Source organism: Pseudomonas sp. RL_5y_Pfl2_69, assembly GCF_963970465.1.
Taxonomy (GTDB): Bacteria; Pseudomonadota; Gammaproteobacteria; order Pseudomonadales; family Pseudomonadaceae; genus Aquipseudomonas.
This window is the reverse complement of record NZ_CAXAOU010000008.1, coordinates 72,456-98,243: the sequence shown is the minus strand read 5'-3', so window position 1 is coordinate 98,243 and position 25,788 is coordinate 72,456. Positions and strand designations below refer to the sequence as shown.

Here is a 25,788-nt window from a genome sequence, read left to right as displayed (position 1 = left end):
AGGAAATCGACATGAACCGATTTGCCCATTGTGCTCTAACGACCCTCTGGCTGCTGGCCTGCGGTATCGGCCAGGCCCAGGCCCATTCGGCGGATGAACATGCCGGCCATGACATGACGGCGACCCCCGCCAGCACCCAGGGCGCCCCAGTCAGTTTTGCCGACGTCGCGCTGGTTGATCAGAACGGCAAGTCGGTCCATCTGGAGCCGGATCTGGTGGCCAACAAAATCGTGGTCATGAGTTTCATCTACACAAGCTGTACTACGGTTTGCCCGGTGGTGTCCTCCATCATGGGCAAGGTGCAGAAACAGCTGGGCGCGCGGGTGGGCAGCGAAGTGCAACTGGTCTCCATCAGCATCGACCCGCAGCGTGACGACAGCGGCCGGTTGAATGAATACGCCCGTGCCTTTCAGAGCGGGCCGGGCTGGAGCTGGCTGACGGGTTCGACCCAGTCGGTCAATGACACGCTCAAGGGGTTGGGTACGTTCGGCGGCGACTTGAAAAATCATGCACCGCTGATTCTGGTGGGCGACGGCAATAGCCGGCACTGGACCCGTTTTTACGGTTTCACTGACCCGGCGGTGCTGATCCACGAAGTGGAAAAACTCAGGGGTCAGCGCGGTGCCCATGCCAAACACACCGCCGTTGCAATGGAGCAGCAGCCATGAAAATCCTCGACCGCATGGCCATGAGTGTGTGCGTTTGCCTGTTCAGCAGCGTGACGCTCGCCCACGAAGGGCACTCGCAATCAGCCTCTGAAGCACCGGCGGCGGTTGCCGCTGTAGCCCCTCCGTCCACGGGCACCCGTGATGCCAGAACCTGGTTTACCGACACCCCCTTGCTGGACCAGAACGGTCAGACCCTGCGCTTCTACAGCGACGCCCTGGAAAACCGTGTGGTGTTGCTGAACGTGATATTCACCAGTTGCAACGATGCCTGTCCGTTGATCACCCGCAAACTCAAGGAGGTGCGTGAGGTGTTGGGGGACAAGGCCGATGGCATTACTTTCATTTCCCTTACCAGTGATCCGCTGCGTGACACACCGGCGGTGCTCAAGGCTTACACCTTGAAACAAGGGGTCGACGATCCCCACTGGCTTTTTTTGACCGGCAACAAGGCGCAGATGGAGTTGGTACTGGGGCGCATTGGCCAGATCGTGCCAACCCCCGAGCAACACTCCACGCAACTGATTGTCGGTGATGTGGCCAACAAACGCTGGAGCAAGATCCGCCCCGATGCCCCGGCGGCGGCCATTGCCCAGCGCTTGCAGCTGCTGACAATGCCTGTAGCCGGGCGTTGAGCGTGCCCCATGAAAACCTCACTCGCCCTTGCAATGTTACTGCTCACAGGCGCAATTGCCTGTGCCCAGGCATTGCCTCTGACCCCCTCTGAAAGTGCCGGCAAGCGCCTGTACCGTGAAGGAGTGTCGGCGAGTGGTGAACCGATCATGGCCAGGGTCGGCGCCGCCGGTATGTTGTTGCCCGCCACCAGCTTGCCGTGCGCCAACTGTCACGGCACCGACGGGCTCGGGCGCCCGGAGGGGGGTGTACGACCGCCAGACCTGAGCTGGTCGCGCCTGAGCAGCATTCATGGCCAGCAGCAAATCAATGGCCGCAGCTACCCGGCGTACTCGGACGGTGCGCTGGCCCGGGCCATTCAGGAAGGCCGTGACCCCGGCGGCAATCGGCTCGACCCGGCCATGCCGCAGTTCGTCCTGTCGATCAACGACCAGCGCAATCTCACGGCTTATCTCAAGCGCGTGGCGGACGATCGTGATCCCGGCCTCGAGGGCGACAGCATCACCCTGGGTACGTTGCTGCCTTCCGAAGGACCGCTGGCCGAAGAGGCCGCCACCATCGCCGGGGTGCTCAATGGCTCTGTGAAGCGAATCAACCAGGCGGGTGGCATTCATGGTCGCCAGCTGCGCCTGACCATCCTCGATCCCGGTCCGGATCGCGCCAGTGCCGGGCAGGCGCTGGACCGGCTGATTGATCAGGAGCAGATCTTCGCGTTGATCGCGCCCCTGGCCCCGGCACTCGACACCGAGCTTGCACGCCATCTGGAGCAGGCCGGCGTTCCACTGATAGGGGCGTTGTCGCTGCTCGGTACGAGCCAGTCCAGCAGGCTGATTTTCGAACCCTTGCCGGGGTTGCGCGAGCAGTTGATTGCCTTGGCCGACTTTGCCAGCCAGGAGCTTGTGGCGTTGCAGGGGCCAACGTGGGTCCTTTACTCCGGTGCGCCCGGACAGCAGAAGTCCGCGGACGAGCTTGGCCTCTATTTACAGGCTCATGCCTGGCAGGACGTTCATGTGCAGGCTTACGACCCTGCGCAAGAGTCGTTTCCCTCGGGCTGCCGTTCGGTTTTCTACCTGGGCAGCGGTGGCGGTTTCAGCAGCCTCGCCAACCGTTTTCAGGGGGCAGGGCAGGCGCCTTATCTGTTTGCCACGGCGCAACAGGTGGCGGGGGACCTGTTCCAGGTCCCCGTCGAGTTTTCCCGCCGGGTGTTTATTGCCTACCCCTTCATACCCAGTGACTGGACCCCGGCCGGACGCCTGGCGCTGACGCAGGTGCGCGATTCCGAGGGCCTGGGTGGGCAGCATGCCTTTGTGCAAGTAGGCGCCTTCAGCTCGATGCTGTTGTTCGCCGAGGGCATGAAGCAGGCCGGAAGGGATGCCAGTCGCGAAAAACTGGTCAGTGCCCTGGAAGGGCTGCATGACTTTGCCACCGGGCTGACGCCGCAGATCAGCTTCGGCCCCGGCCGCCGCCTGGGCCTCAATGGGGCCCATGTGGTCGCACTGGAACTGCCGGACCAGCGCTTTTATCTGGTAGCCCCCTATAAACCCGTTGCTGCGATGCCCTGACCGGAGACCCCTTATGAAACTCAATAATTGGTTGATCCTGCTGACCCTCTGGGGCCCCGCGGCGCTGTGCAGCAACGAGCCCGTCGTGGCACGGGTCAATGGCGAGGAAATTCCCGCATTTCGCCTCGAGCGTTATTTCGCCGAGTACCTGGAAGACCAGGGGCGGGCAGTGGGCAATATTCGCAACCCCAAGGCGTATCAGCAATTACGGCGAAAGGCACTGGACGCCCTGATTGACAAGGAATTGCTATGGCAGGAGGCCGTCAAGCGCGACGTTGTGATCAGTGATGCGGTGGTGAACGACCAGGTCGAGAAGACGCGCACTGCGGTGGGCGGGTCCGAAGTGTTTGCGCGCAGGCTCAACGACGCGGGTTTCGACGAGGCCAGTTATACCGAGTACACCCGCCGCGAACTGGCGGCCCAGAAGGTGTTTGCCGAACTGACAACCGTCGGTGCGCCGGACGATCAGCAGGTCCGCGCTTTTTATGAGGAACACCGCAGCGAGATGAATCGGCCGGAGCAAGTCCATGCCCGGCATATCCTGATCAAGGTGGCTCAGGGTGCTAGCGCCGCCACAATCGAGGCTGCGCGTCTACGCTTGGTAGAGGTACGTCGGGAAATTACTCAGGGCGCTGACTTTGCAAACGTTGCCAAAAGCCGTTCCGAAGGTTCGTCCGCCAGCGAAGGCGGTGATCTTGGCTATTTTCCCAAGGGGCGCATGCTGCCCGAATTCGACGCGGTGGCCTTTGCCATGGCCGTTGGCGACATCAGCCAACCGGTACGCACTGCGGTGGGCTGGCATCTTATTTATTTGCAGAACCACTTGGATGCAGTTGATGTCACAGAGGAGCAGGGATTTGCAATGGTTCGCACTTACCTCGCCCAACAGCAACAGTCGCAAGCGCGCCTTCAGGTCCTGGAGCAGCTACGGTCGCGCAACCGCATCGAGCGCACTGACAATTACTGAAGCTGGCCCCAAAAGTGGGGAAAAGCTTCAAGCCACACCCGTACACGTCCCCGCCTTTGGGGGATGGAGTAACAGGGATAATTTTTTATGATGAGTATCAAGCAGATACAGCAGCCCAAAGCGCTGCGTGCTGCCTGGCATGAAGTGTGCTCAAGCCTAAGTAAGGTGAGCACTCCGTCAGGCTTGATACTCGGACCTGCTGTTACGAGGAGTCCACCTTGGTGAACAAAGTACTGGTTGTTGATGACGAACAGCTGCTTGCGCAAAACCTGCAGGATTATCTGCAGGCGCAGGGGCTGGAAGTCCAGATAGCGCATGAAGGTGCCAGGGCCATTGGTGTAGCCGAGGTTTTTGCACCCGATGTGGTGGTGTTCGATTACCGCTTGCCCGATATGGAAGGTTTTGAAGTTCTCGATACCGTTCGCCAGAACAGGACATGCCACTTTGTACTGATTACCGGGCACCCCACCACTGAAGTGTGTGATCGGGCCCGCCAGCGTGGGGTCAGTCATATCCTGTTCAAACCGTTTCCATTGGCAGAACTGGCACGAGCAATTTTTGACCTTTTAGAGGTGAAGGACCAACCGGGCAGCAGCCACCCACGCGCTGAAGGATTCGTCGAACGACGCAAGAACAGGAATCAAAGTTTCCCGCTGCAGCTGTACGACGGCAGTTGGGTGCTGGAGGATCGCCGACGAACACCGGCCTCCCTTGCCCAAGACGACGAACGCTTGCTCACCGGGAAGTAGTGGCGCGACAAGCCGTTCCGGTCCAGGCCGCAATTGCTCGCCGCGTCGACAGGGCGTCAAGCCCCCGGCGTTGGAGAGCAAGCCATGGACCGTCTATCCCTTGCCGTGGAACCGGCACTGCTGGACTGCGTACCGCCTCCTTTCTCCAGTGAACAACTGGCCCAGGCCCGCGCCCTTGCCGTCACTTCAGGCGAACGGGTGCTCGAAGCCCTGGGGGTACTCTGTGAACTGGCCCCCATGCCTTTCATCGAATGCCTCGGCCGCACGTTGCACTACCCCGTTCTGGATACCGACACCCTGTTCAAGGCCACCCCGATTTTCGATCGGGTCACGCTGGCCCAGTGCCTGAAACGCGAATTCATGCTGCTGCGCCATGACGAAACGGTCATTGGCGTGTTTGCCGATCCCTTTGATACTGCGCGCCTGGCCTGGATCGATGATTGCCTCCACGGCGCGCCGCTGTACCTGGTGCATGCCGATGACCTCAAGGCCTACCTGGCCCGTCATGAAGAAAGCTTTCATGCCGTGGAATCGCTCAACGCCCAGGCCGATGCCCATGTCGAAAGCGACAACCTGCAAAGCCTGTCCCTGACCAGCATCAGTGAAGATGCCAGCGTGGTGGTCAAACTGGTCAACTCGACCCTGTATGACGCGCTGAAAATGCACGCCAGCGATATTCACCTGGGCACTACCGGGGCCGGCCTGGTCATCAAGTACCGGATCGACGGGGTGCTGAACAACATCAGCAAGATTCAGGGCAGCGAGTTCGCCGAACAGGTGATCTCCCGGGTCAAGGTCATGGCCGAACTGGATATCGGCGAAAAGCGTGTGCCTCAGGATGGCCGCTTCAAGATTGGCATCAGTGGCCGCCAGATCGACTTTCGGGTGTCCATCATGCCGAGCATTTTCGGCGAGGACGCGGTGCTGCGGGTGCTGGACAAGCAGGACCTGGCCGACAAGGTCAGCGGCGTACAGTTGCAGGCCCTGGGCTTCGCCGATGAAACCCTGCGCCAGCTGCGGCGGCTGGCCGCCGAACCCTACGGCATGGTGCTGGTCACCGGTCCCACCGGCAGCGGCAAGACCACCACCCTCTACGCCATGATCACCGAGATCAACCACGGCGTGGACAAGATCATCACCATTGAAGACCCGGTGGAATACCAGCTGCCGGGCGTCCTGCAGATTCCGGTCAACGAGAAAAAAGGCCTGACCTTCGCCCGGGGCCTGCGCTCGATTTTGCGCCATGACCCGGACAAGATCATGGTCGGTGAAATCCGTGACCCCGACACCGCGCAGATCGCCGTGCAGTCAGCCCTCACCGGGCACCTGGTGTTCACCACCATCCACGCCAACAACGTGTTTGACGTGATTGGCCGATTCACCCAAATGGAAATCGATCCCTACAGCCTGGTCTCGGCCCTTAACGCGGTGCTCGCCCAGCGGCTGATCCGCCTGGTTTGTGCCACGTGCAGCACGCCGTATCAGCCCAGTGCCGATGAGCTGCAACTGTCCGGCCTCGATCCACAACAGGTGGCTGCCTACAACTTTGTCCACGGCAAGGGGTGCGGCCATTGCCGGGGCACCGGTTATCGCGGGCGCACGGCCATTGCCGAGTTGCTGCACCTGGACGATGAACTGCGCCAGATGATCGTCGAGCGTCAGCCTGTTGCAAAAATCAAGGCCGTGGCCTGTAGCCGTGGCTTGCGCCTGCTTCGCGAGTCTGCCCTGGAACTGGTGATGGAAGGGCGGACCACGCTCGAGGAGATCAATCGTGTCACTTTTATCTCGTGATCAGTATGTGGCCGTGGTCGGCGCCAGTGGTGTCGGCCTGGGCCGGTGCCTGGGCGGCGAAACCCGGTGGCTGAGCAGCGTCGGCTTTATCGACGAGGGTTTTCATGCCTGGGCGGTAGCCCTGGAAACCCTCGACCGTCTGCTGGGCGAACATGCGGCGAGCGGGGCTCAATTGCGGGTGGTGATTTCCGGGCACTTCAGCCGCTTTTGCCTGGTGCCCTGGAGCGAGCAGATCAGCCGTCCCGATGAACTGCTGGGGTTCGCCAAACTGTGTTTCGAGGACCTCTACGGCGCCCATAGCCAAGCCTGGAGCCTGGTGCTGTCAGCCGAACCGGCAGGCTACGACCGGATTGCGGCCGCCTTGCCTCAAGCACTGCTGGAGCGTTTGCGCAGCCTGGTCGCCGGACGTGGCCTGCGCCTGAGTTCGGTCCAGCCGTACTTGATGGCCGCGTTCAATCACTTCGATAAACGCCTGGGTACGGATGATTTCCTTTTTGTCGTGGCCGAACCGGTGCGCAGCGTGTTGCTCCTGGCGCGAGAAGGGCGATGGGTGGCGGTGCGTTCGGTGGGCAGCAGCGACAGCGATGCCGCACTGAGTGCGTTGATCAGCCGTGAAATCCAGCTGCAAGCCTCCAGTAACGAGCGACCACTGAATGTTTACCTGCATGCGCCAGCACGCCTGGATTCTGCGCCCGAGGTGCCGGGTGTGCAGCTCTGTTCCCTGGATGAGGACCGTACGGGCGTGCGTGACAGCCTGCATGCCATGTCCCGGGCGGTGGCCTGACATGCGCGCGCTCAATCTGGATTTTCAGCCGCCTCGCCGTTCGAGCCCTCTGGGCTGGAGCCTGCTGGTGGCCGGTGTGTTGCTGGCAGCGGGCTGCCTTGTGGGTCAGCAGCATTTCAGTGCCCAGGCCCGACAACAGCAAGGCGACCTGCAGACCACCCAACACGTGTTGACCGGCAACAGCGGTGCCAAGGGTGGCCTGACGCCAGCGCAAACCCGCGAACAGGCGCAGAACCTGGCAGAGATGCGCAAGGTTTCCCAGCAATTGCGCCGCCCGTGGGAGCGTCTGTTTGCCACCCTGGAAAGCCTGCCGCTGGACAACATCGCCTTGCTGACCCTGACCCCGGATGCACGCAAGGGCCAGGTGCGGATCAGTGCCGAAGCCCGCGACCTGGAAGCCATGCTCGACTTTCACCGGCGCCTTGAGGCCAGTGACGAGCTGTCCGATGTGTCACTGCTCAGTCACGAAATCGTCGCCAACGTGCCGGAACACCCGGTGCAATTCAACCTGTCGGCAACCTGGGAGATAGGCGATGCAAATCCCTAGACTGATCATTTACGAGTACCTGCAACGCCTGGGCGTTCCCGGTCTGGCCGGAGCGGCGCTGGTGCTGGTCGCGCTGGTGTATGGCCCGGCCGTGCTGATGCCCGACTGGCAAGCGCTGCAGCAGCTTAATCAACAGACCCGTGAAGCCAGCGAGTACCTGGCCCGTGTCGAAGACGGCAGCGTGGCGGCTCCGGCCGGACCACAACGCCAGCTCGACGATTTTCGCAGCAAGCTGCCGTCCCAGCCCCAGGCAACCGTGGCCATCGACAAGATCTACGCGCTGGCCGCCCAGGAGCACATCACCCTGGCCCGTGGCGAATACTCCCTGGGCATCGACCCCAAGACTCACCTGGCGCGTTATCAGATTTTGCTGCCGGTGCGCGGCAGTTATCCGCAACTGCGCCGTTTCCTCCACGCTTTGCTGGGGCAGTTGCCTGCGGTGGTGGTGGAGGACGTGGAGTTTCAACGTAAAAAGATCGCCGACACCGACCTGACTGGCCGGATCCGCATGACCCTTTATCTGTCGAGGTCATGATGAACACTAAACGCGTGGTGGGCTGGGCAGGATTCTTCGCCGTGGCTGCGGCGCTGACCTGGGGCGCCGGGTACCTGCAACCGGCAGAGGAGAGTGACGATCAGCTCGTGGTCGCCACCCCGGGGGGCAAGGGTCCTTCCACTCTGCGGGGAGCCTTGCCCGCCGCACCGGCCACGGTCAAGGCAGCACCGATCCGCGACCTGAGCCCGGTCGGCGACCTGTTTTCCGCGCACAGCTGGAAAGCTGCAGCGGTCCTCGCCACGGTCATCGAACAACCCGTTGACGTGACCCCGGTCGAACAAGCCCCGACCGTACCGCCCATGCCCTTTCAATTTGTCGGCAGGCTTGATGATCGTCGCGACCTGCAAGTGTTCTTGCAGGACGGAGAAAAAATATACGTCGTGCGCAAAGGCGACGTAATCGACAAGACGTGGCGGATCGAGGGCATTTCCGATGTGGAACTGAGCTTCGTGTACCTGCCGCTGCACTTGTCTCAGACACTGTCTGTGGGGAGCTCGCAATGAACCGATCCCGTTTGATGATGAGCCTTGGCTTATGCGCCGCGCTCGTCGCGTGCAGCACCGCAAAGGTCGCACAAAAGGAGGCGAACGAGTTGATCGAGGCGGGCCAGTACGAAGCTGGCCTGGCGCGGATCGAGGACGGACTGCGCGAGAACCCCCGCGACACCGAATTGCACCTTGCCTTGAGCCATGGTCGCGCCCGTTCCATTACGGCGCTGATGACCGAAGCCGACCAGGACCGCGCCAAGCGCAGCTTTGCGGCAGCCCGCATGGGCTACGGCCGGGTCTTGACCATCGAGCCGAACAACCGGCGTGCCCAGGACTCCCTGCGCCAACTGGACTACCTGCGCAGCATGGATGAGAAGCTGGAACTGGCCCGTGGCGACCTGCGTCGCGGCGACATCTACGGCGCCGACCGTCAGGTCAAACAGATCCTGGAACTGGACCCGACAAATGACGGCGCCCTGGAACTGCAAGGCAACATTCGCCTGGTTCAGAGCCGCAATGTCGTGCAGTACCCGCAACTGCGTACCCGTCTTGACCGGCCGGTGACCCTGGAGTTTCGCGATGCCAACCTCAAGACAATCTTCGAAGTGCTGTCCCAGGTAGCCGGTCTGAATTTCATCTTCGACAAGGACCTGCGCCCGGACATGAAAGCCACCATCTTCGTGCGTGACGTGCGTATCGAAGACGCCGTGGCCTTGCTGCTGCAGCAGAACCAGCTGCACCAGAAAGTGGTGAACGAAAACACCTTGCTGATCTACCCGGACTCGCCGCAGAAGCTCAAGGACTATCAGGAGCTGGTGATGCGCACCTTCTACCTGACCAGCATCGACGCCAACACCGCGCTGAACATGATCAAGACCATGCTCAAAACCCGCGATGTGTTTGTAGACGAGCGCCTCAACACCCTGACCATGCGCGACAGCGAAGATGCGGTTCGCATGGCGGAAAAACTGCTGCAATCCCAGGATCAGTCCAACCCTGAAGTGGTGCTGGAAGTGGAAGTCATGGAAGTGGCCCGCCAGCGCATTCTCGACCTTGGCCTGCAATGGCCGAACACCTTCGGTGTATTGAACAGTGCGGGCGGGGACGTGACGGTACTGGATCAACTCAAAGGCATCACCTCCAGCCGGATCAGCATCTCGCCATCGCCCCAGGCCAAGATCAACGCTCAGGATAACGACATCAACACCCTGGCCAGCCCGGTGATCCGGGTCAGCAACCGCGAACAGGCCCGTATCCACATCGGTCAGCGCGTTCCTATCATCAGCGCCACCGCAGTGCCCTCGACCCAGGGCCCGGTGATCACCGAGAGCGTCACCTACCTGGATGTCGGTCTCAAGCTCGAAGTCCAGCCCACCGTGCACCTGAACAACGAAGTGGCGATCAAGATCGCCCTGGAAGTCAGTAACGCCACGCCGCTGCAACCCACCCGCCAAGGCACGATTCCGGTTCAGGTCGACACCCGCAACGCCCAGACCACGCTGCGCCTGCATGACGGTGAAACCCAGATTCTTGCCGGGCTGGTGCGCAACGACCATGGCGCCAGCGGCAACAAAATCCCCGGGCTGGGTGACATTCCCTGGCTGGGCCGGCTGTTCGGGAGCAACAAGGACACCGTTGGCCAATCGGAGCTGGTGCTGTCGATCACCCCACGCATCGTGCGCAACCTGCCGTACCAGAGCCCTTCGGACATGGAGTTCCCGACAGGCACCGAGACAAGCATGCACATACAGGCCCCTGAACGTGGGATGGAACCGGCGACCCGGACCGAAATCATCAACAGCCCGATGGCTGCCTCCACCCAAGTTTTCGTAGAGAAGCCTTGATCATGAACGCCTCGCAACGTGGTTTTACCTTGATCGAAGTCGTGGTGACGCTAGCCCTGATCGGCCTCCTGGCCGGCATGGCGGCGCCGCTGACCGAGACCGTGGTGCGCCGGGGCAAGGAGCAGGACCTGCGCACGTCCCTGTACCAGATTCGCGATGCCATCGACGCCTACAAGCGTGCGTTCGACGCCGGTTACATCGAGAAGTCCCTGAACAGCAGTGGCTACCCGCCGAACCTGCAAGTGCTGGTGGACGGAGTACGTGATGTGCGCAGCGCCAAGGGCGCCAAGTTCTACTTTCTGCGGCGCGTGCCCCATGACCCGCTGACCTCCGTCAAGCGCGACGACGAGGGCGGTTGGGGGCTGCGTTCCTATGACAGCTCGGCGCAAAGCCCGCGTGAAGGTGAGGACGTGTTTGACGTGTACTCCAAGGCCCGGGGCAAAGGGCTCAACGGCATTGCGTACCGGGAGTGGTGAGCTTATGCGCCGGGAAAAAGGCTTTACCCTGCTGGAGCTGATGGTGGTCATGGCAATCATCGCCACCTTGATGACCATCGCCTTGCCGCGCTACTTCAACAGCCTTGAGGCCTCCAAGGAAACCACGCTGCGCCAGAGCCTCTCGGCGATGCGCGAAGCCCTGGACCACTACTACGGCGATACCGGGCACTACCCCGAATCCCTTGAGCAATTGGTGGAACAGCGCTACTTGCGCAATTCACCCATGGACCCGATTGCCGAACGCAAGGACACCTGGGTTGTGGTTCCACCTCCCGAAGGCGTGGCGGGTGGGGTGGCAGACATCAAGAGCGGTGCTACAGGGAGGGCGCGTGATGGCAGTCTTTATTCCGAGTGGTAAGCCGTCAGCCGAGGGCGGGTTCACCTACCTGGGCGTGTTGTTCCTGATCATGGTCATGGGCATGGGATTGGCCAGTGCTGGCCAGCTGTGGTCGACCGCCGCGCGCCGCGACAGCGAGCGCCAGTTGCTCTGGGTTGGCACTCAATATGCCCAGGCGTTACGCAGCTACTACCGCGCCTCGCCGGGCCTGGCCCAGTACCCGAAAGCCCTCGAAGACCTGTTGCAGGACGAGCGTTTTCCCGATGCCAAACACCATATCCGCCAGCTCTATCCAGACCCGATCGGAGGCGGCGAGTGGACCCTGCAGCGCGGTTTCGACGGTCGTATCACGGGGGTCAGCAGCCCCTCTACCGTCAAGCCGCTCAAGCAGGCGGACTTTCCCAGCCAGTGGTCGGACTTCAACGGCATGGCCAGTTACAAGGACTGGCAGTTTGTGGCCGAAAAAGCCTTTCTCGACGGCACCCCACAGCGGGCCAAGGGGCAGTCCGGCGGCCTGCAGGGGGTGCAGCCATGAACGGTCGCACATTGGCCGCCGTGGTCATGGCTCTGTTAATGCCGCTTTCTGCTGCCAGGGGAGACGAAGAAATGCTCGGTTTTATCGTGGATGACACGATTTCACACATTGGCCATGACTTTTACTACTCGTTCAGTGAACGCCTGCGTGCCACCAGCCCGATGGATTTCAACCTGGTGGTACGCGAGCGACCTTCGGCGCGCTGGGGCAGCCTGGTCACGGTGGAATATCAGCAACGCCTGGTGTATCGCCGCTTCCTGGCTCCCAACACTGTGGAACTCAAGGACGAAGCCTACGAGGCCGCCGACCTGGTCCGCATGCAGATTGTCCAGCGCAAGCTGGAAACCTTGTTGCAAGACACCACGGACCTTGAGAGGGACGAATTATGAAAACAAAATCACGTTCGCAGCGTGCCTGCCTCTGGCTGTTATGCCTGGGAGGGTGTGGCCTGGCCCAGGCCACAGAGCTGGTCTACACGCCCATCAACCCGTCGTTTGGCGGCAACCCGTTGAACGGCACCTGGTTGCTGAACAATGCCCAGTCACAGAATGACTTTGACGATCCCGACATCAAGGCGCGCATCACGCCTGTCGGGACCTCGGCCCTTGAACGCTTTACCAGCCAATTGCAGTCGCGGTTGCTGGGGCAGTTGCTGGACAACATCTCCACCGGCAACACGGGGAGCCTGTCCACTGACGCTTTTATCGTCAACGTTACCGATGATTCCGGTGCACTGACCATTGTCGTGACCGACCGGGCGACCGGTGAAATCTCGGAAATCCGGGTTAATGGCCTCGCTCCCTGATGGGGCTTTGGGGCGATGGGGAGTAATGGACATGAAGACAATACTGATGCTGGGGCTATTGTGTGTTGCGTTGCAGGGTTGCAGCCTGCGTGACACGGTATCGGCCGAACAGGACACCGAGGCACCGACCCTGACACCCCGGGCGTCGACCTACTACGACTTGCTGAAAATGCCCCGGCCCAAAGGCCGCTTGATGGCGGTGGTTTACAACTTTCGCGATCAGACCGGGCAATACAAACCGACGCCGGCCAGTTCGTTTTCCACGAGCGTCACCCAGGGTGCGGCGAGCATGTTGATGGACGCCATGCAGTCCAGTGGCTGGTTCGTGGTGCTTGAGCGTGAAGGCCTGCAGAACCTGCTGACCGAGCGCAAGATCATTCGTGCTTCGCAGAAAAAAGCCGACACTCCGGTCAATATCCAGGGTGAGTTGCCCCCCTTGCAGGCGGCAAACCTGATGCTCGAAGGCGGCATCATTGCCTACGACACCAACGTGCGCAGCGGCGGGGAGGGTGCGCGGTACCTGGGCATCGATATTTCCCGGGAATACCGGGTGGATCAGGTGTCGGTCAACCTGCGGGCGGTGGACGTGCGCAGCGGCCAGGTGCTGGCGAATGTCATGACCAGCAAGACCATCTACTCGGTAGGCCGCAGTGCCGGGGTGTTCAAGTTCATCGAATTCAAGAAACTGCTTGAGGCCGAAGTGGGTTACACCACCAACGAACCGGCGCAGCTGTGTGTGTTGTCGGCCATTGAATCGGCGGTCGGGCACCTGGTGGCCCAGGGTATTGAGCGCAAGATGTGGCAAGTGGCGGGGGACAGTTCAACCCCATTGCAGAACGAGACACTGGGCCGTTACCTGACCCAGAACAAAGTCGACCCTGACGCTGAATGACCGAACTGCAGATGGTACAGCCGCAGTGAGTCAGGAACACTGCGGCGTCAGCCTCGCAGGCAAGCCAGCTCCCACAGGTTTTAAGGTGCTCACAGCATCCGCGCCCTGACACAAAACCTCATGCTGTGGGAGCGGGCTTGCTCGCGAAGGCATCACCTCGATGAGCCTGAAGCACCGCGGCGTCAGCCTCACAGCATCAGCGCCCTGACACAAACCCACCTGCTGTGGGAGCGGGCTTGCTCGCGAAGGCATCACCTCGATGAGCCTGAAACACCGCGGCGTCAACATCGCAGGCAAGCCAGCTCCCACAGGTTTCAAGGTGCTCACAACATCCGCGCCCTGACACAAACCCACCCGCTGTGGGAGCGGGCTTGCTCGCGAAAGCATCACCCCAATGAGCCTGAAACACCGCGTCGTGAGCATCGCAGGCAAGCCAGCTCCCACAGGTTTTAAGGTGTTCACAACATCCGCGCCCTGACACAAACCTACCTGCTGTGGGAGCGGGCTTGCTCGCGAAAGCATCACCTCGATGAGCCTGAAGCACCGCGGCGTCAGCATCGCAGGCAAGCCAGCTCCTACAGGTTTTACAGTGCTCACAACATCCGCGCCCCGACACAAACCACAACTGCTGGCCATGGCAGGCACTCTGTTCGCACAGCCATAAAAAAACCGCAGCCCTGTATGAAGGGGGCCGCGGTTTTTTTACCTCGGGCTTATTGCTGAAACACGGTCGCCTGGTTGGCCGAGCCGGATTGCTGCACGGTCGCCAGTTGCGTCACCCCACTCTGGTCGACACGGGCGATGTTGCCTGTCCCGCCCTGGGTCACGTAAGCCACGTTCAGAGTGTCGGCCTGTTTGACCGTGATCTGGTTGTCACTGCCATACAGCTGTGCGGTGAACGCCTGGTTGCCACTGCCGGACTGCTCGAACGTGGTGCTGTTGCCGTTGCCGTTGGAGAAGCCCTGGGCCAGGTTGGTGGTGCCGCGCTGGTCTGCGATGAGGATGTTGTCGCTGCCGTTCTGATCAAAGTACAGCTCGTTGTAGTTGTCGGCCTGGCTGATGGTGGTTGCGTTGCCAGTGCCTGACTGATGGGTCGTCATGATGTGGCCGACGCCGTCCTGGGTGAAGCTGGCCACGTTGCCACTGCCCACCTGGTTGACCGTTGCCCGTTGGTCTTTGCCGAACTGACCTCCCGTTTGCGGGCCTTTCCAGTTGCTGGCGTAGACTTTGTTGTCGCTACCCAGGGAGGTGGCGGTCAGCACCTGGTTTTCACCGGCCTGATAGGTGAAGTGCACGTTGCCCGTGCCTTCCTGGTACAGCGCCAGTGTCGAGTTGACCGATTCAAACTGGTCGGCGTAGATGGCATTCAGATCACCCACCTGCAGGATCTGGGCAAAGTTGTTTTCGCCAAAGCTCTGGTCGACCACCGCTTCGTTGCTCAGTCCGTACTGATTGATGGTGGTCAGGCTGCCGGTCTGGGTCTCTTGCCAGACTTCGGTGCCGTTGTAATCGCCATACTGGTTGACCGTCACGTTACCACCCAGGCCGTTGCGCTGATCAGCGTAGGCGTAGTTGCCATCGCCTGCCTGGTTGATATCGATCTGGCCGGCGGTGTGGAACACTTGCTCAGCCGTACCGTAGTTGGTGTTGCCGTACTGGATGACCAGGGCATTGTTGGCGACGCCCGGAGAAATCTGCTCGATATAGGCTTCGTTGCCGTCACCGAACTGCAGGGTTTTGCCGGTGGTACCGTCCTGGCTGTCCTGATAGATAAACGAAAAGTTGCCGACGCCTTGCTGCAGTTGCAGCGCGACGCTGCCCCCTTCGCCGATCGACTGGCTGGCGTGGCTGACGTTGAAGGATCCGAGCTGTTGCTGGGTGATGGTGCTGAAGCTCTCGTACAGTTGCTCGCCGTACGCTGCGTTGTAATCACCTTCCTGATGCTGCTCGATGGGGCTGGTCGCGTGGTCCTGTACGGCGGCAGCGTCGTTGCCCTGGCCTGACTGCTGCTGGTTGGCCGTGCTGAACGGGGCCTGGCTTTGCTTCACATCGGCAATGTTGGCCGTCCCGTACTGGTTCTGGGTGGACAGGCTGTCGTCAGCCATGGTCTGGGCACTGACAATGACCAGGATGGCGGCGGTGAGGGGCGTCAGTTTGAACATGATGAAACCTCCAGGTAGCGCAGTGCTTTAACGATATTGTTTGACTGAAACGCTCATGCCATTCCCGGCCTGGTTGACGGCGCTTTGCAGCCCCGTACCGGCCTGATCGATGGTGGCGTCGTTGTTGTTGCCGTTCTGGGATATCTGCGCACGGTTGTGACTGCCGCTCTGGCTGATGTCAGCGCTGTTACCACTGCCTTGCTGGGTGATCATTGCCATCAGGTCGTTGCCCTGTTGCAGGATGAAGGCTTCCTGATTGCTGCCGGACTGCACAATGGTGCCCAGCAATGACTGGCCGTTCTGTTGCACGTTGGCGGTATTGGCTTGTCCGTACTGCTGGATCAATGCCTGCTGGCCAACCGGCGCGGGCAACTCGCCAAGGTCGGACGCGGCGCCGAGGTCGTCGTTTTCCATCAAGTCATCGGCCTGCGCGCCCGCGCCGCAACCCAGCGCAAGCATGCAGAGCAGGACGACGGTTGAAGTGTTCATGGGGTGTCCTCTGGCAGGAGTTGCGCCCCATCAGCGCACGGCTGATGGGGCGCAGGCTCAGTTCGCGGTAACCGACACGGTACGTACGGTGCCTTGGGACGAGGTGATGGTCGCGGTCGGGTTGGCCGACGGCGCCACGGTGGTGATGTTGTTCACCGTCAGGCGCCAGCGCCCGGTCACCGGTACCGTGGTAGTGCCCAGTGTTGCCAGCCCGGTCGGGGTGCTGACCTGGATGGTGATGGTATTGCCGGTGACGACCGATGATGTACCGGCAAAGTCCCAGGTGAAGCGGTTGTTGGAGCGTGCCGAGACGGTTGCCGTGGTGACGGTAAAGGTTTCCGCCGCCGGTCTTGGCGAGACTTGCACGGTTACCGTGGCGGGTGCGGTAGCGACCGCTCCCAGGCTGTCCCGTGGGGTGTAGGTGAAGGTCGTGGTAAAGGCCGCTGTCACCGTGGCGGGCGGGGTGTACGTGAGGACCGTGCCATTGCTGGTGACTGTGCCGCGACCCGCTGCCGGTTGGGTGAAGCTGGCGACTGCCAGCGGCAGGTTGCCTTCCGGGTCGGTGTCGTTGGCCAGCACACTGATCGGAATGGCGACACCCAGGGTCGCGACGGCATCGTTGACGCCGACGGGAGGCCGGTTTGGCGCAACGGTAATGCTGACGGTGGCTGCCGTGGTCGAGGCGAGGCCTTTGATGTCCTGTGCCTTGTAGGTGAAGGTGGCGGTCAGCGGTGCATTGACCACTGCCGGTGGGGTGTAGATGACCGCGGTACTGCCGCTCAGGGCCACTGTGCCTTGCCCGGCAGGGGGCTGGGTCAATGCGGTGATGCTGAGCGGTATGTTGCCATCCGGGTCATTGTCGTTGGCCAGCAGGTTAAGGGTGATCGGCACGCCCGAGCTGGTACTGCCGGTATCGGCAATGGCGATCGGCGGCTGATTGGCGCCGATGTTCGGCGCAGTCCCCACAACCACCACGGGTTCGGTGTCACTGCCCCCCGCTGCAGATTTGACGGTGACACTGGCTGGAGGTTGAACCAGACCGGCGACGGTTATCTTCTGCAAGGTACCGGTTTTGGACAGGCGTCCGTAGCCTTGGGCAACCATGTCTGGAATGGCCACTTCATCGGTTGAGGTGGCCTCGATCACCAGGCTTTTGTTGTCCCAGCTGTAGCGCGCAGTCTGGATTTTCACCAGGTCGGTCAGCTTGCTCGACACCGAGGTCGGGCGTGTGGTGCCGGTGGGGTTGGTGGCCGTCACCACCACGACCGGTGGCACGGCTCCGGTGAGCAAGCGTTGCCCGAAGAAGAGGCCATTGTTGTCGCCAATCAGGTTGGTCTGGCAAGGCGACTGGGGTGGCCCGGCGACCAGGGCAATGGATTCGCGAAAGCACACGGACGAGGTGTTCGCGCCCTTGGCGAACACTTCGACCCGCGTATTGCTGCCAGCGCCGGCAGTGGTCCGTCGGTAGGTCGCGCGTGAAATCTCGACCGGCGTTTGCGCCCGGTTGTCGAGCACCTTGCCAGCGACACTGAAAAGGCTGGTCTGGATAGTGCCCGTCGGCCCGGTGATACGCACGAAGTTGGTGTTGTTGGGGCTGCCGGTCACGAGTTCGGTGAGGTTGGGGTCACCCACGAAGGTTTCGACGGCGCCGGTGTCCGGGTTCACTTCGGTATAAGGCCCGTTGACGCTGCGCAGGAACGGCCCGATGGCACCGTTTACCGCGCCGCTGAAGTTGCCCGGCGCCCCGATGCCGACGTCGCGGGTAATGTTGATTGCCCTGCGCCCCGGGGTGGTCACGTTGACGGTTTCCACGCCATAGGGGTGGGTAATGGTGTAGACCCCCGCAACGGGAACCGAGACCCGGATGCGGATGCGCGCAAAGCTCTGCTGGTCGCCGTCCACCGGGTTTTCCGAGGCGAAGGCGGCTTCGATCCCGGCCACGTAGGCATCCATTTCAAAACCGCTGTTACCCACAGCGGGAATGGTGGCTTCGGCCAGGAACCAGAAGGCTTCTGGTGGCCAGTTGTCCGGAAACACCATCGGCTGGGTGTCGTCGTAAATGCCCGGCTCCGGCAGCAGCGTGCACATGTAGGCCGGTGGCACGCTGACCGCTACCCGCGAGCTGGCAGCCCGGGACTGGCACAGCTCCATCGACAGCAGGTTTTTGTCCTGATACCACATGGGGAATTTCCCCGTGGCGAAGGTGTAGGGGCCAGGGTCGACGGCTGCGAGTTGAGCGAATGCGCTGCCGGTCAGCGATAGAGTCAGTCCCAGGGCGTTGAGCGCCAGGCGTGGCCAATTGTTCATGATGCCTCCTGATGGGGGTCTGGGCATGTGAGCGTTCATTGCACAATGACCACTTCTTCGATATCGCTGCCGCCATTGGATGACGTCACGCGGACTTTGGCTGGCGGGATCGGCGAGATGCCCGTGGTCAGCGTTTTCACCGCTGCGCTGCCACTCAAGGCGCCGATGGCAGCACCGGTGCCGGACGTGGCGGTAAGGGCCGGCGGCGAGGTTTCATCGCTGGTCGTGGCCACGAGGGTCAGTTGCCCGGAACTCAAGCTGTATTCGGCACGCTGGATCACCACCAGGTCGGTCAGTGCCATGGGCAGGGTGGTCGGCGTACTGCTGGCAATTGCCAGATGGTTGTCGGCCGTGACTTGCAAGGTGGTTGGCAAGGTCGGATTGACCGGGTTCTGGACGTACCAGCTCCCGGTGGTGTCGGCCTCGGTCAGTTTCAGCTCCGGGGTGCTGCTGCTAAGGGAAACAGTGGCCGGAGGCGGAGGCGCCAGAACAAACACATCCTGCTGGGCGATGGGGGCGCTGGCACCCTGTTTGCGTGAGTAGGTGCTGCGTTGGGTGATCAACGGTGTTGGCCGTACCACGGTGGACAATTTGCCCGAGACGGCAAATACCGTGCTGCGCAAGTCCAGCCCGCCGGGGCCTTCGATGCGGATGTAGTTGGTGTTGAACGGACTGCCGGTCACGGCTTCGGTGAGGTTCGGGTCGCCGACGAACTGTTCGGCGCCACCGCTCACCGGGTTGGTTTCGGTGTAGGGGCCGTTGACGCTGCGCAGGAACGGCCCGATATCGCCCTTGAGGGCGCCATCGTAGGTTTTGGGGGCCCCGATGCCGATGTCCCGGGTCATATTGATTGCCCGGCGCCCCGGAGTGTCGACGGTGAACACCTCGATACCGTAAGGGTGGGTGATCACGTACGTACCGGCAGTGGGCACATCGACGCGAATCCGCACGCGGGCAAAACTGATCTGGTCACCCTCGATCGGCTCATCGGCGGCGAAGGCCGCTTCGATGGCCGAGCCGTAGGCCAGGTTGATCCCCCTGGCGGCATCGACGATGGTGCCGTCAGCGGTGAACCAGAACGCTTCGTCAGGGAAGTTGGTGGGAAACACCACGGGCTGCGCATCATCGAACACGCCGGGGGTTGGCAGCAGGTTGCACATGTAGGTCGGTGCACCCGGTGTGCCGGGCACCCGGGAACTCACCGCTTTGGACAGGCACAAGTCGAGGGTGCGGCCGTGGCTGTCCTGGTACCAGGCGGCAAAGCCGCCGTTGGCAGGTGTGTAAGGCCCGGTGTCGACTGCAAACAGCGCTGCCTGGGAAATGCTTTGGGCCAGGGCGCTGACGACCAGAACGGCCGCCGTTTTGGACAGTAAAGGGTGCATGTGTATTCCCTCTAATGGAAACCTGCCCCTCGGAGGTGGGCCAGTTAGGAGGGTTTTGGCAAATTCCATACCAACAGCCCGCAATGCCCCTGAAAGCCCCGGCTACAAGCGTCTCGCGGCGTTGAGCAGCTCAACAGCCAGGTTTTCAGGACGGGCATCTGTCCCCACACCTGGGGTCAGTTGGGGGGCAGCGGGGGATGGCGGTGAGTCACACCCAGAGTCGGGCAAACGCCCATAAGTGGGCTATAACCCTAGAGGGGACAATGTTGGAAGCAACGTCTATGAGTGTGCTGACTAAAACACTTCGGGTCGTCCAGGCCAAAGAGCGCATGGGTTCACGCAAGCCCGCGTTCAACATGCTGCGCTGGTACTCGCTGATCAGCCTCGCAGTGATCGGCACAGTCGCGGCAGCACTGGGCGCCGTCTCGACCCAATTCGTGATTGCCGAGAGCGTCCACCGCGATGCGTTGCTGACTTCCCAGTTTATCCAGGCGATTGCCTCGGCCGAGGTTCGCCATGTATCCATCCCCAATGTCAGGACCATGGGGGAATTGCTCGATCCGCGCCAGGACAAGGACTTCCCCGACGTCGACCCCAAGGCACGCGCCAGCGCCCGAGGTGAGTTCCTGGATCATATCGAGCACTTGCCGGACGTGATCCTTGCCAACATCTATGCCCCTGACCGCACTGTCATCTGGTCCACCAACCCGGAGTTGATCGGCACCACGATCCACGCCGACGAAGACTTGGACCTGGCCTTCAACTCCAAGACGCCCGTGTCGGCCAGGTATCACAATGTCGATGAAGCCCGAATGGAGCAGAAGTTCTTGGTCCCGCCGAAATACGTCTTTATTGAAAACTACATTCCGTTGTTCGATGCCGATGGCGACAAGGTCACGGCGATGGTCGAGATCTACAAGGAACCCAGCGACCTGATCGACCGCATGGTCCGGGGATTGCTGCTGATCTGGCTGGCCACTGCCGTGGGCGGAGGGCTGATTTACCTGGGCCTGTACTGGATCGTACGCCGGGCCGCCATGCTGCTTGAGGCCCAGCAAAAACAGCTGGTGACCAACGAAACGTTTGTCGCCCTGGGGGAAATGTCCTCGGCGGTTGCCCACAGTCTGCGCAACCCGTTGGCGACCATACGTTCCAGCGCCGAGCTGGCGCTGGAGTTCGACGGTGGCGCCGCCCACAAGAACATAAACGACATCGTGCTTCAGGTTGACCGGATGTCCAAGTGGGTTCGCGAACTGCTGCAGTCCTTGCGCCCGCTCAGCGGTGAACCCGAACCGGTGAATCTGGTGGCGGCGTTGTATGAAAGCCTGGTGGCTTTTGAACAGCAGATTGCCAAGGCCTCGATCCGGGTTGAATTCGAGCCGCACTCCACACCGCTGGTGCTTAGCCAGCAGCTGCAGTTGAACCAGATTCTCAACAGTGTGTTGTCCAACGCTCTGGACGCGATGGACAAGGGTGGAACCTTGACTGTTTTGCTGGTTTCAAACGATGCCTGCAGCGTGAGCGTGGTGTTGAGTGACAACGGCAGAGGCATGAACGAGGAACAGCGCAGTATGGCGTTCCGTCCGTTTTTCACCACCAAGCAAGGCGGGCTTGGAGTGGGGCTGGTGCTGGTCAAGCGGACCATGGAGCGTTACGGCGGCTCGGCAAGCCTGCAAAGTTCAAAGGGCGAGGGGACGTGTGTGCACCTCACTTTCAAGTTAATCCCCCAGTAAGCGGGTGTGAACTTTCCCCATTAGCGGGTGTATCCCCCGGGGAAATCCCCCTGATTCTTTACACAATCTTCATGTAAGCTGTTGTTTTGTATCGTTTTATTTTATTTGTAAGTAATTGTTTAAAATTGGCCGACTCCTTGCACCGTCCCCATTACCCCCTTTATGACTTCGAGGCGGCTGGTGATGGACACAAAAGCGCGATTCCTTTCCAAGTGGCTCGGTGTGCTTGCTCCGCTGAGCGTTCTGCTGACAATGATCCTTGGCATCACGCCTCTGCGTGCCAGCCCCATTGATGATGAGCGACAGCCCGAACCTTCGGACCCGTCCGCTTTTTACGATGAACCGGCGGATGAACCGGCAGCGCTGAACGCCATCCTGACCATGCCGGAAGCCAACCAGGACTCCTTCGACCTGCCCAATGGGGTCAAAGGCACCCGCGCAACCGAGCGTCAGGAGAACGCCTTGCCGCCCGCGCAGCAGACCAGCTTCAATTACCCCACCAACGGCAAACCCAGCCCGTTGTTCGGGGCCCAGCCGTTTACCCAGCAGTTGGTGTTGTTCGAAGAGTTCGGTCCGGAAAAACTGGACCCCACCACACCGGCAGCGCCCCTGGGATTTCCGCCCGCAGCGATCGGCCCGCTGCCGCAACAGGATCCCGTCAGCGTGGCACGCAGTGCGCCACCCGGTGCGGCCCTCGACGCCTTCCTGCGCCAACCGGGGCTGACCCCGTTTCCCAGCCAGTTTTCCAATGTCGTGGATCGCAATCCGTGGCAGGCGCAGATCGAGTTCTTTCTCAACCGGCGCATAGGTTCGTCTGCAGAAGGGCGTCCGCCAGGAAAGGGCTGGTCCCATCAGCGCTGGAACGAGTTTTACCCGCAACTGGCCTACAAGACCGTGCAGACCGGGGCGCGTGTCAACGGCGGCCTGCGGGACAGTCGGCAGATGCACGGCTATGCGCTGGGCGAGTTCGGCCCCGGCGGCCTGTACCACAACGTGGCGGGCGTACCGGCCACCGATGGCACAGCCAAAGGCGTTGATGCACGCTTTCACCCGAGCATGCCGGTGCAGAACCACAACTCGGTGTGGACCTTCGACGGCACCTTGCCACCGAAGTTGTTGATGGTGCGCTACGGTCAGCCGGTGCTGATGCGGCACTACAACGGCTTGCCGATCGACCCGTCGGCCAACATGGGCTTTGGCCTGCACACCATCAGCACCCACGAACACAACGGTCACGCGCCAGCGGAAAGCGACGGCTATGCCAACGCGTTTTTCTTCCCTGGCCAATATTACGACTATCGCTGGCCGATCCAGCTGGCCGGCTACGACAGCATCAACACCGATGCCCATGATCCTCGGGCCGCGTTCCCGTGTTCGCCCGGTGAAACCCTGTGGACCAACGATATCAAGCCCAGTCGCAAGACCTGCGAAAATGGCACGATCAAGATCCGTGGCGACTGGCGTGAGACCATGAGCACCCATTGGTTCCACGACCACATGCTCGATTTCACCGCGCAGAATGTCTACAAGGGCAACGCGGCGATGATGAACTACTACAGCGCCCTGGACCGTGGCAACGAATCGGTGAACGACGGCGTCAACCTGCGCTTGCCCAGTGGCAGCGCGCTGGCGTGGGGCAACCGTGACTACGACGTCAACCTGGTACTCGCCGACAAGGCCTGGGACGCCAATGGTCAGCTGTGGTTCAACCCGTTCAACACCGATGGTTTCATCGGCGACCAGATGCTGGTGAACTGGCAGTGGAAGCCGACGCTCGACGTGCGTGCCCGCAGCTACCGCTTCCGGATCCTCAATGGTTCGGTGTCGCGCTATTTCAAACTGGCCATGGTGCGTGAAATCAAAGGCACCAGCGGCGAGTTCCAGGGGCCAAAAGGCTCTGGTGTCTCTTATGCCCGCGTGCCGTTTCATATGATCGCCAACGACGGCAACATCATGGAGCACAGCGTTCCTTTTGACGGCTCAATGGACCTGGATGCGGACGGCGACAAGCAAAATCACAACGCAATCCTGCCGACCCAGGGCATTGCCGAACGCTTTGACATCCTCGTCAATTTTTCAAAAAACGGCATCAAGCCAGGGGACAAGCTGTTCCTGGTCAATCTGCTGGTGCATGACGATGGCAAGGGCCCCAAAGAACCCGTAGCACTGGGCGATGTGCTCTCCGAAAAATACCTGGCAGTGATCAAGCAGTCGAGCAAAGGTCCGCAGTGGGACAAGGGGGATCCGGCGGTGGGCAAGGTGTTGCAGTTCAACGTCAAGGCTTACACCGGCCAGGATTTGGCCATGGACCCCGCCGCCTATGAACCGGCGAAGCCGGGCAAGGCTGAAGGCCTGGTCATGATCCCGCTCAAGCTGCACCGCGACAATGCGGCAGACAAGGCCCTGCTGGCCAAGGCCCGCCACCGGACGTTCATCTTCGGCCGCTCTGACGGCACCGACGAAGCTCCCTGGACGGTCAAGACCGATGGCGGCTTCGGCTACCACATGGACCCACGGCGGCTCAATGCAGCCACCCAGTTGGCCAGTGGCCCCACCGATGCAGGCACTGCCGGGTTCGGCACGCTTGAGGTGTGGAACATCAAGGCTGGCGGCAAGGGCTGGAGCCATCCGGTGCATGTGCACTTCGAGGAAGGGATCATTCTCAGCCGGGGCGGCAAGGCGCCACCTGAATGGGAAAAATGGGCCCGCAAGGACGTGTACCGTATCGGCTCGGAAAAGGACGGCCTGGACAGCGTCGAGATGGCGATCAACTTCCGCGAATTTGCCGGCACCTACATGGAGCATTGCCACAACACCCAGCATGAGGACAACTCCATGCTGCTGCGCTGGGACATCGAGAAACCGGGGCAATTCCAGTTGATGCCAACGCCGTTGCCGAGCTGGGACGGGGTGCGCTACGTGAACTCGGCGGCATTGCCTACCTTCCGCAAAGGCGATGGCGTGGGCCCTCAAGTGCAGGTGACCAAATGAACCTTGGGGGAGCCGACGCAGCCCTCTGTCGCGCACTGCGCATGCACCTGGTGTTGCTGGTCACCTGCCTGCTGGGGACCCAGGTGTGTGTGGGCCACGAAGTCGAGCCGGCAGCACTCAGCGAACAGGTAACGCCCTGGGGCGAAGACTACTTCCCCAACACCCTGCTGACCGACCAGGACGGTCGGCAGGTGCGCTTTTTTGATGACATGATCAAGGGCAAGGTGGTGGTGATCAATTTTATCTTCACCTCGTGCAGTGACTCCTGTCCGCTTGAAACGGCGCGCCTGCGCCAGGTGCAAAAATTGCTGGGTGATCGGGTCGGCCAGGATATTTTCTTCTACTCCATCAGTATCGATCCCTTGAGCGATACCCCCCAGGTGCTCAAGGCATACGCGCAACGCTTCAAGGTAGGGCCAGGCTGGCAGTTTCTTACCGGCGAGTTCGACGCGGTCACCGAACTGCGGCACAAGCTGGGGTTGTTCATTGACGGCGTGGACAATGGCCGGACCAAGGATCACAACCTCAGCCTGATCGTGGGCAATCAGCAAACCGGTCGCTGGATGAAGGCTTCGCCCTTTGAAAATCCGTGGATTCTGGCCGATCAGTTGGCCAATACCCTGCAAAACTGGAAACAGCCCAGCTCCGAAGAAAGCTATGTCGATGCCCCTGAAATTCGTCCCCCAAGCAACGGTGAAGAGCTGTTTCGTACACGTTGCGCCTCGTGCCACAGCCTGGGCATGCAGGACGGGCAAGGTATCGGCATGCGCAGTATCGGGCCTGACCTGATCGGTGTGACACGACAGCGCGCCCCGGCCTGGCTGAGTCGCTGGATTCGCGAGCCGGACCGCATGCTGGCGCAGAAGGACCCCGTGGCGCTGGAACTGTTCGAGCGTTACGGCAAGATCCCGATGCCCAACCTGCGGCTGGATGAAAACGCGGCGCAGGCCATTATTGGCTTCCTGCAGGAAGAGACGGATCGACAGCAGTCTCTGGCTGCACAAGCGCCGTAGAGGCAAAATAGCATCATTGTATCGCCCGTCTTGAAAATGGGCGCCTACACTGACTCTGA

24 protein-coding genes are annotated in these 25,788 nt (G+C 61.2%); 20 read left to right on the top strand and 4 right to left on the bottom strand.

Annotation, left to right across the window (positions count from 1 at the left end; all coding sequences use genetic code 11):
- The first annotated feature begins 11 nt into the window (after positions 1-11).
- From AACY07_RS15175 to AACY07_RS15095, 17 genes are all read left to right on the top strand, one after another.
- The gene (locus AACY07_RS15175; RefSeq protein ID WP_133079431.1) at positions 12-668 is read left to right on the top strand and encodes an SCO family protein; all 657 of its coding nucleotides are present in this window, start codon (positions 12-14) and stop codon (positions 666-668) included.
- Complete coding sequence (locus AACY07_RS15170; RefSeq protein ID WP_339475706.1) at positions 665-1,300, top strand: SCO family protein; 636 nt, start codon at positions 665-667, stop codon at positions 1,298-1,300. The genes AACY07_RS15175 and AACY07_RS15170 overlap by 4 nt, the downstream gene beginning before the upstream one ends.
- Before the next feature lie 9 nt (positions 1,301-1,309).
- Positions 1,310-2,860 carry a cytochrome c/ABC transporter substrate-binding protein gene (locus tag AACY07_RS15165; RefSeq protein ID WP_339475704.1) on the top strand — a complete coding sequence of 517 codons (1,551 nt, stop codon included), beginning with the start codon at positions 1,310-1,312 and terminating at the stop codon, positions 2,858-2,860.
- Between the two features lie 13 nt (positions 2,861-2,873).
- Positions 2,874-3,827, top strand: a complete 954-nt coding sequence (locus tag AACY07_RS15160; protein WP_339475702.1) for a peptidylprolyl isomerase — start codon at positions 2,874-2,876, stop codon at positions 3,825-3,827.
- A gap of 218 nt (positions 3,828-4,045) precedes the next feature.
- Positions 4,046-4,576 carry a response regulator gene (locus AACY07_RS15155; protein WP_133079435.1) on the top strand — a complete coding sequence of 177 codons (531 nt, stop codon included), beginning with the start codon at positions 4,046-4,048 and terminating at the stop codon, positions 4,574-4,576.
- An 84-nt stretch (positions 4,577-4,660) separates the two neighbouring features.
- Positions 4,661-6,367 (top strand): GspE/PulE family protein, encoded by a 1,707-nt coding sequence (locus AACY07_RS15150; protein ID WP_133079436.1) that lies wholly within the window; start codon positions 4,661-4,663, stop codon positions 6,365-6,367.
- Complete coding sequence (locus AACY07_RS15145; RefSeq protein ID WP_339475699.1) at positions 6,348-7,151, top strand: hypothetical protein; 804 nt, start codon at positions 6,348-6,350, stop codon at positions 7,149-7,151. Before AACY07_RS15150 ends, AACY07_RS15145 begins: the two co-directional genes overlap by 20 nt.
- Before the next feature lies 1 nt (position 7,152).
- Positions 7,153-7,698, top strand: coding sequence for a PilN domain-containing protein (locus tag AACY07_RS15140; RefSeq protein WP_133079438.1), 546 nt, complete (start codon positions 7,153-7,155; stop codon positions 7,696-7,698).
- Positions 7,685-8,233: a GspMb/PilO family protein gene (locus AACY07_RS15135; RefSeq protein ID WP_219261740.1), complete on the top strand. Its 549-nt coding sequence runs from the start codon at positions 7,685-7,687 to the stop codon at positions 8,231-8,233. Before AACY07_RS15140 ends, AACY07_RS15135 begins: the two co-directional genes overlap by 14 nt.
- Complete coding sequence (locus AACY07_RS15130) at positions 8,233-8,757, top strand: hypothetical protein (protein ID WP_339475697.1); 525 nt, start codon at positions 8,233-8,235, stop codon at positions 8,755-8,757. Before AACY07_RS15135 ends, AACY07_RS15130 begins: the two co-directional genes overlap by 1 nt.
- Positions 8,754-10,586: a secretin N-terminal domain-containing protein gene (locus AACY07_RS15125; protein WP_133079441.1), complete on the top strand. Its 1,833-nt coding sequence runs from the start codon at positions 8,754-8,756 to the stop codon at positions 10,584-10,586. The genes AACY07_RS15130 and AACY07_RS15125 overlap by 4 nt, the downstream gene beginning before the upstream one ends.
- 2 nt (positions 10,587-10,588) lie before the next feature.
- Entirely contained in the window at positions 10,589-11,062 is a 474-nt protein-coding gene (locus tag AACY07_RS15120; protein WP_133079442.1) for a prepilin-type N-terminal cleavage/methylation domain-containing protein, read from the top strand.
- A gap of 4 nt (positions 11,063-11,066) precedes the next feature.
- The gene (locus AACY07_RS15115; protein WP_339475695.1) at positions 11,067-11,441 is read left to right on the top strand and encodes a type II secretion system protein; all 375 of its coding nucleotides are present in this window, start codon (positions 11,067-11,069) and stop codon (positions 11,439-11,441) included.
- On the top strand, positions 11,416-11,955 hold the full coding sequence (locus AACY07_RS15110) for a type II secretion system protein (protein ID WP_133079444.1): 540 nt from the start codon (positions 11,416-11,418) through the stop codon (positions 11,953-11,955). The genes AACY07_RS15115 and AACY07_RS15110 overlap by 26 nt, the downstream gene beginning before the upstream one ends.
- Before the next feature lie 26 nt (positions 11,956-11,981).
- Positions 11,982-12,344 carry a curli production assembly/transport protein CsgE gene (csgE, locus tag AACY07_RS15105; RefSeq protein ID WP_339475922.1) on the top strand — a complete coding sequence of 121 codons (363 nt, stop codon included), beginning with the start codon at positions 11,982-11,984 and terminating at the stop codon, positions 12,342-12,344.
- On the top strand, positions 12,341-12,760 hold the full coding sequence (locus AACY07_RS15100) for a curli assembly protein CsgF (RefSeq protein ID WP_133079446.1): 420 nt from the start codon (positions 12,341-12,343) through the stop codon (positions 12,758-12,760). Before csgE ends, AACY07_RS15100 begins: the two co-directional genes overlap by 4 nt.
- Before the next feature lie 31 nt (positions 12,761-12,791).
- Positions 12,792-13,652 carry a CsgG/HfaB family protein gene (locus AACY07_RS15095; protein WP_133079447.1) on the top strand — a complete coding sequence of 287 codons (861 nt, stop codon included), beginning with the start codon at positions 12,792-12,794 and terminating at the stop codon, positions 13,650-13,652.
- Between the two features lie 713 nt (positions 13,653-14,365).
- Here the strand turns inward: AACY07_RS15095 and AACY07_RS15090 are convergent.
- Genes AACY07_RS15090 through AACY07_RS15075 form a run of 4 tightly spaced genes read right to left on the bottom strand, consistent with a single transcriptional unit; the run spans position 14,366 to position 19,992 of the window.
- Positions 14,366-15,814 carry a curlin gene (locus AACY07_RS15090; protein ID WP_133079448.1) on the bottom strand — a complete coding sequence of 483 codons (1,449 nt, stop codon included), beginning with the start codon at positions 15,812-15,814 and terminating at the stop codon, positions 14,366-14,368.
- A 27-nt stretch (positions 15,815-15,841) separates the two neighbouring features.
- Positions 15,842-16,303 (bottom strand): curlin, encoded by a 462-nt coding sequence (locus AACY07_RS15085; RefSeq protein ID WP_219261748.1) that lies wholly within the window; start codon positions 16,301-16,303, stop codon positions 15,842-15,844.
- Between the two features lie 57 nt (positions 16,304-16,360).
- Entirely contained in the window at positions 16,361-18,610 is a 2,250-nt protein-coding gene (locus AACY07_RS15080; protein ID WP_339475690.1) for an Ig-like domain-containing protein, read from the bottom strand.
- A gap of 35 nt (positions 18,611-18,645) precedes the next feature.
- On the bottom strand, positions 18,646-19,992 hold the full coding sequence (locus AACY07_RS15075) for a hypothetical protein (protein ID WP_133079451.1): 1,347 nt from the start codon (positions 19,990-19,992) through the stop codon (positions 18,646-18,648).
- A 281-nt stretch (positions 19,993-20,273) separates the two neighbouring features.
- Here AACY07_RS15075 and AACY07_RS15070 point away from each other — a divergent pair, with 281 nt between their 5' ends.
- The 3 genes from AACY07_RS15070 to AACY07_RS15060 all read left to right on the top strand — a co-directional run bounded on the left by AACY07_RS15070 (position 20,274) and on the right by AACY07_RS15060 (position 25,729).
- Complete coding sequence (locus AACY07_RS15070; protein ID WP_133079452.1) at positions 20,274-21,725, top strand: ATP-binding protein; 1,452 nt, start codon at positions 20,274-20,276, stop codon at positions 21,723-21,725.
- 183 nt (positions 21,726-21,908) lie between these two features.
- Positions 21,909-24,716: a multicopper oxidase domain-containing protein gene (locus AACY07_RS15065; protein ID WP_339475684.1), complete on the top strand. Its 2,808-nt coding sequence runs from the start codon at positions 21,909-21,911 to the stop codon at positions 24,714-24,716.
- Entirely contained in the window at positions 24,713-25,729 is a 1,017-nt protein-coding gene (locus tag AACY07_RS15060; RefSeq protein ID WP_339475682.1) for an SCO family protein, read from the top strand. The genes AACY07_RS15065 and AACY07_RS15060 overlap by 4 nt, the downstream gene beginning before the upstream one ends.
- The last annotated feature ends 59 nt before the right edge of the window (positions 25,730-25,788 follow it).

Excerpts from the sequence above, each read along its gene's own strand:
- AACY07_RS15100 (WP_133079446.1), top strand. The coding sequence starts at position 12,341 with ATGAAAACAAAATCACGTTCGCAGCGTGCCTGCCTCTGGCTGTTATGC.
- AACY07_RS15075 (WP_133079451.1), bottom strand. The coding sequence starts at position 19,992 with ATGCACCCTTTACTGTCCAAAACGGCGGCCGTTCTGGTCGTCAGCGCC.
- AACY07_RS15160 (WP_339475702.1), top strand. The coding sequence starts at position 2,874 with ATGAAACTCAATAATTGGTTGATCCTGCTGACCCTCTGGGGCCCCGCG.
- AACY07_RS15060 (WP_339475682.1), top strand. The coding sequence starts at position 24,713 with ATGAACCTTGGGGGAGCCGACGCAGCCCTCTGTCGCGCACTGCGCATG.
- AACY07_RS15165 (WP_339475704.1), top strand. The coding sequence starts at position 1,310 with ATGAAAACCTCACTCGCCCTTGCAATGTTACTGCTCACAGGCGCAATT.
- AACY07_RS15130 (WP_339475697.1), top strand. The coding sequence starts at position 8,233 with ATGAACACTAAACGCGTGGTGGGCTGGGCAGGATTCTTCGCCGTGGCT.
- AACY07_RS15095 (WP_133079447.1), top strand. The coding sequence starts at position 12,792 with ATGAAGACAATACTGATGCTGGGGCTATTGTGTGTTGCGTTGCAGGGT.
- AACY07_RS15135 (WP_219261740.1), top strand. The coding sequence starts at position 7,685 with ATGCAAATCCCTAGACTGATCATTTACGAGTACCTGCAACGCCTGGGC.
- AACY07_RS15080 (WP_339475690.1), bottom strand. The coding sequence starts at position 18,610 with ATGAACAATTGGCCACGCCTGGCGCTCAACGCCCTGGGACTGACTCTA.
- AACY07_RS15170 (WP_339475706.1), top strand. The coding sequence starts at position 665 with ATGAAAATCCTCGACCGCATGGCCATGAGTGTGTGCGTTTGCCTGTTC.
- AACY07_RS15090 (WP_133079448.1), bottom strand. The coding sequence starts at position 15,814 with ATGTTCAAACTGACGCCCCTCACCGCCGCCATCCTGGTCATTGTCAGT.
- AACY07_RS15120 (WP_133079442.1), top strand. The coding sequence starts at position 10,589 with ATGAACGCCTCGCAACGTGGTTTTACCTTGATCGAAGTCGTGGTGACG.
- AACY07_RS15115 (WP_339475695.1), top strand. The coding sequence starts at position 11,067 with ATGCGCCGGGAAAAAGGCTTTACCCTGCTGGAGCTGATGGTGGTCATG.
- csgE (WP_339475922.1), top strand. The coding sequence starts at position 11,982 with ATGGCTCTGTTAATGCCGCTTTCTGCTGCCAGGGGAGACGAAGAAATG.
- AACY07_RS15065 (WP_339475684.1), top strand. The coding sequence starts at position 21,909 with ATGGACACAAAAGCGCGATTCCTTTCCAAGTGGCTCGGTGTGCTTGCT.
- AACY07_RS15110 (WP_133079444.1), top strand. The coding sequence starts at position 11,416 with ATGGCAGTCTTTATTCCGAGTGGTAAGCCGTCAGCCGAGGGCGGGTTC.
- AACY07_RS15125 (WP_133079441.1), top strand. The coding sequence starts at position 8,754 with ATGAACCGATCCCGTTTGATGATGAGCCTTGGCTTATGCGCCGCGCTC.
- AACY07_RS15140 (WP_133079438.1), top strand. The coding sequence starts at position 7,153 with ATGCGCGCGCTCAATCTGGATTTTCAGCCGCCTCGCCGTTCGAGCCCT.
- AACY07_RS15150 (WP_133079436.1), top strand. The coding sequence starts at position 4,661 with ATGGACCGTCTATCCCTTGCCGTGGAACCGGCACTGCTGGACTGCGTA.
- AACY07_RS15175 (WP_133079431.1), top strand. The coding sequence starts at position 12 with ATGAACCGATTTGCCCATTGTGCTCTAACGACCCTCTGGCTGCTGGCC.
- AACY07_RS15085 (WP_219261748.1), bottom strand. The coding sequence starts at position 16,303 with ATGAACACTTCAACCGTCGTCCTGCTCTGCATGCTTGCGCTGGGTTGC.
- AACY07_RS15070 (WP_133079452.1), top strand. The coding sequence starts at position 20,274 with ATGAGTGTGCTGACTAAAACACTTCGGGTCGTCCAGGCCAAAGAGCGC.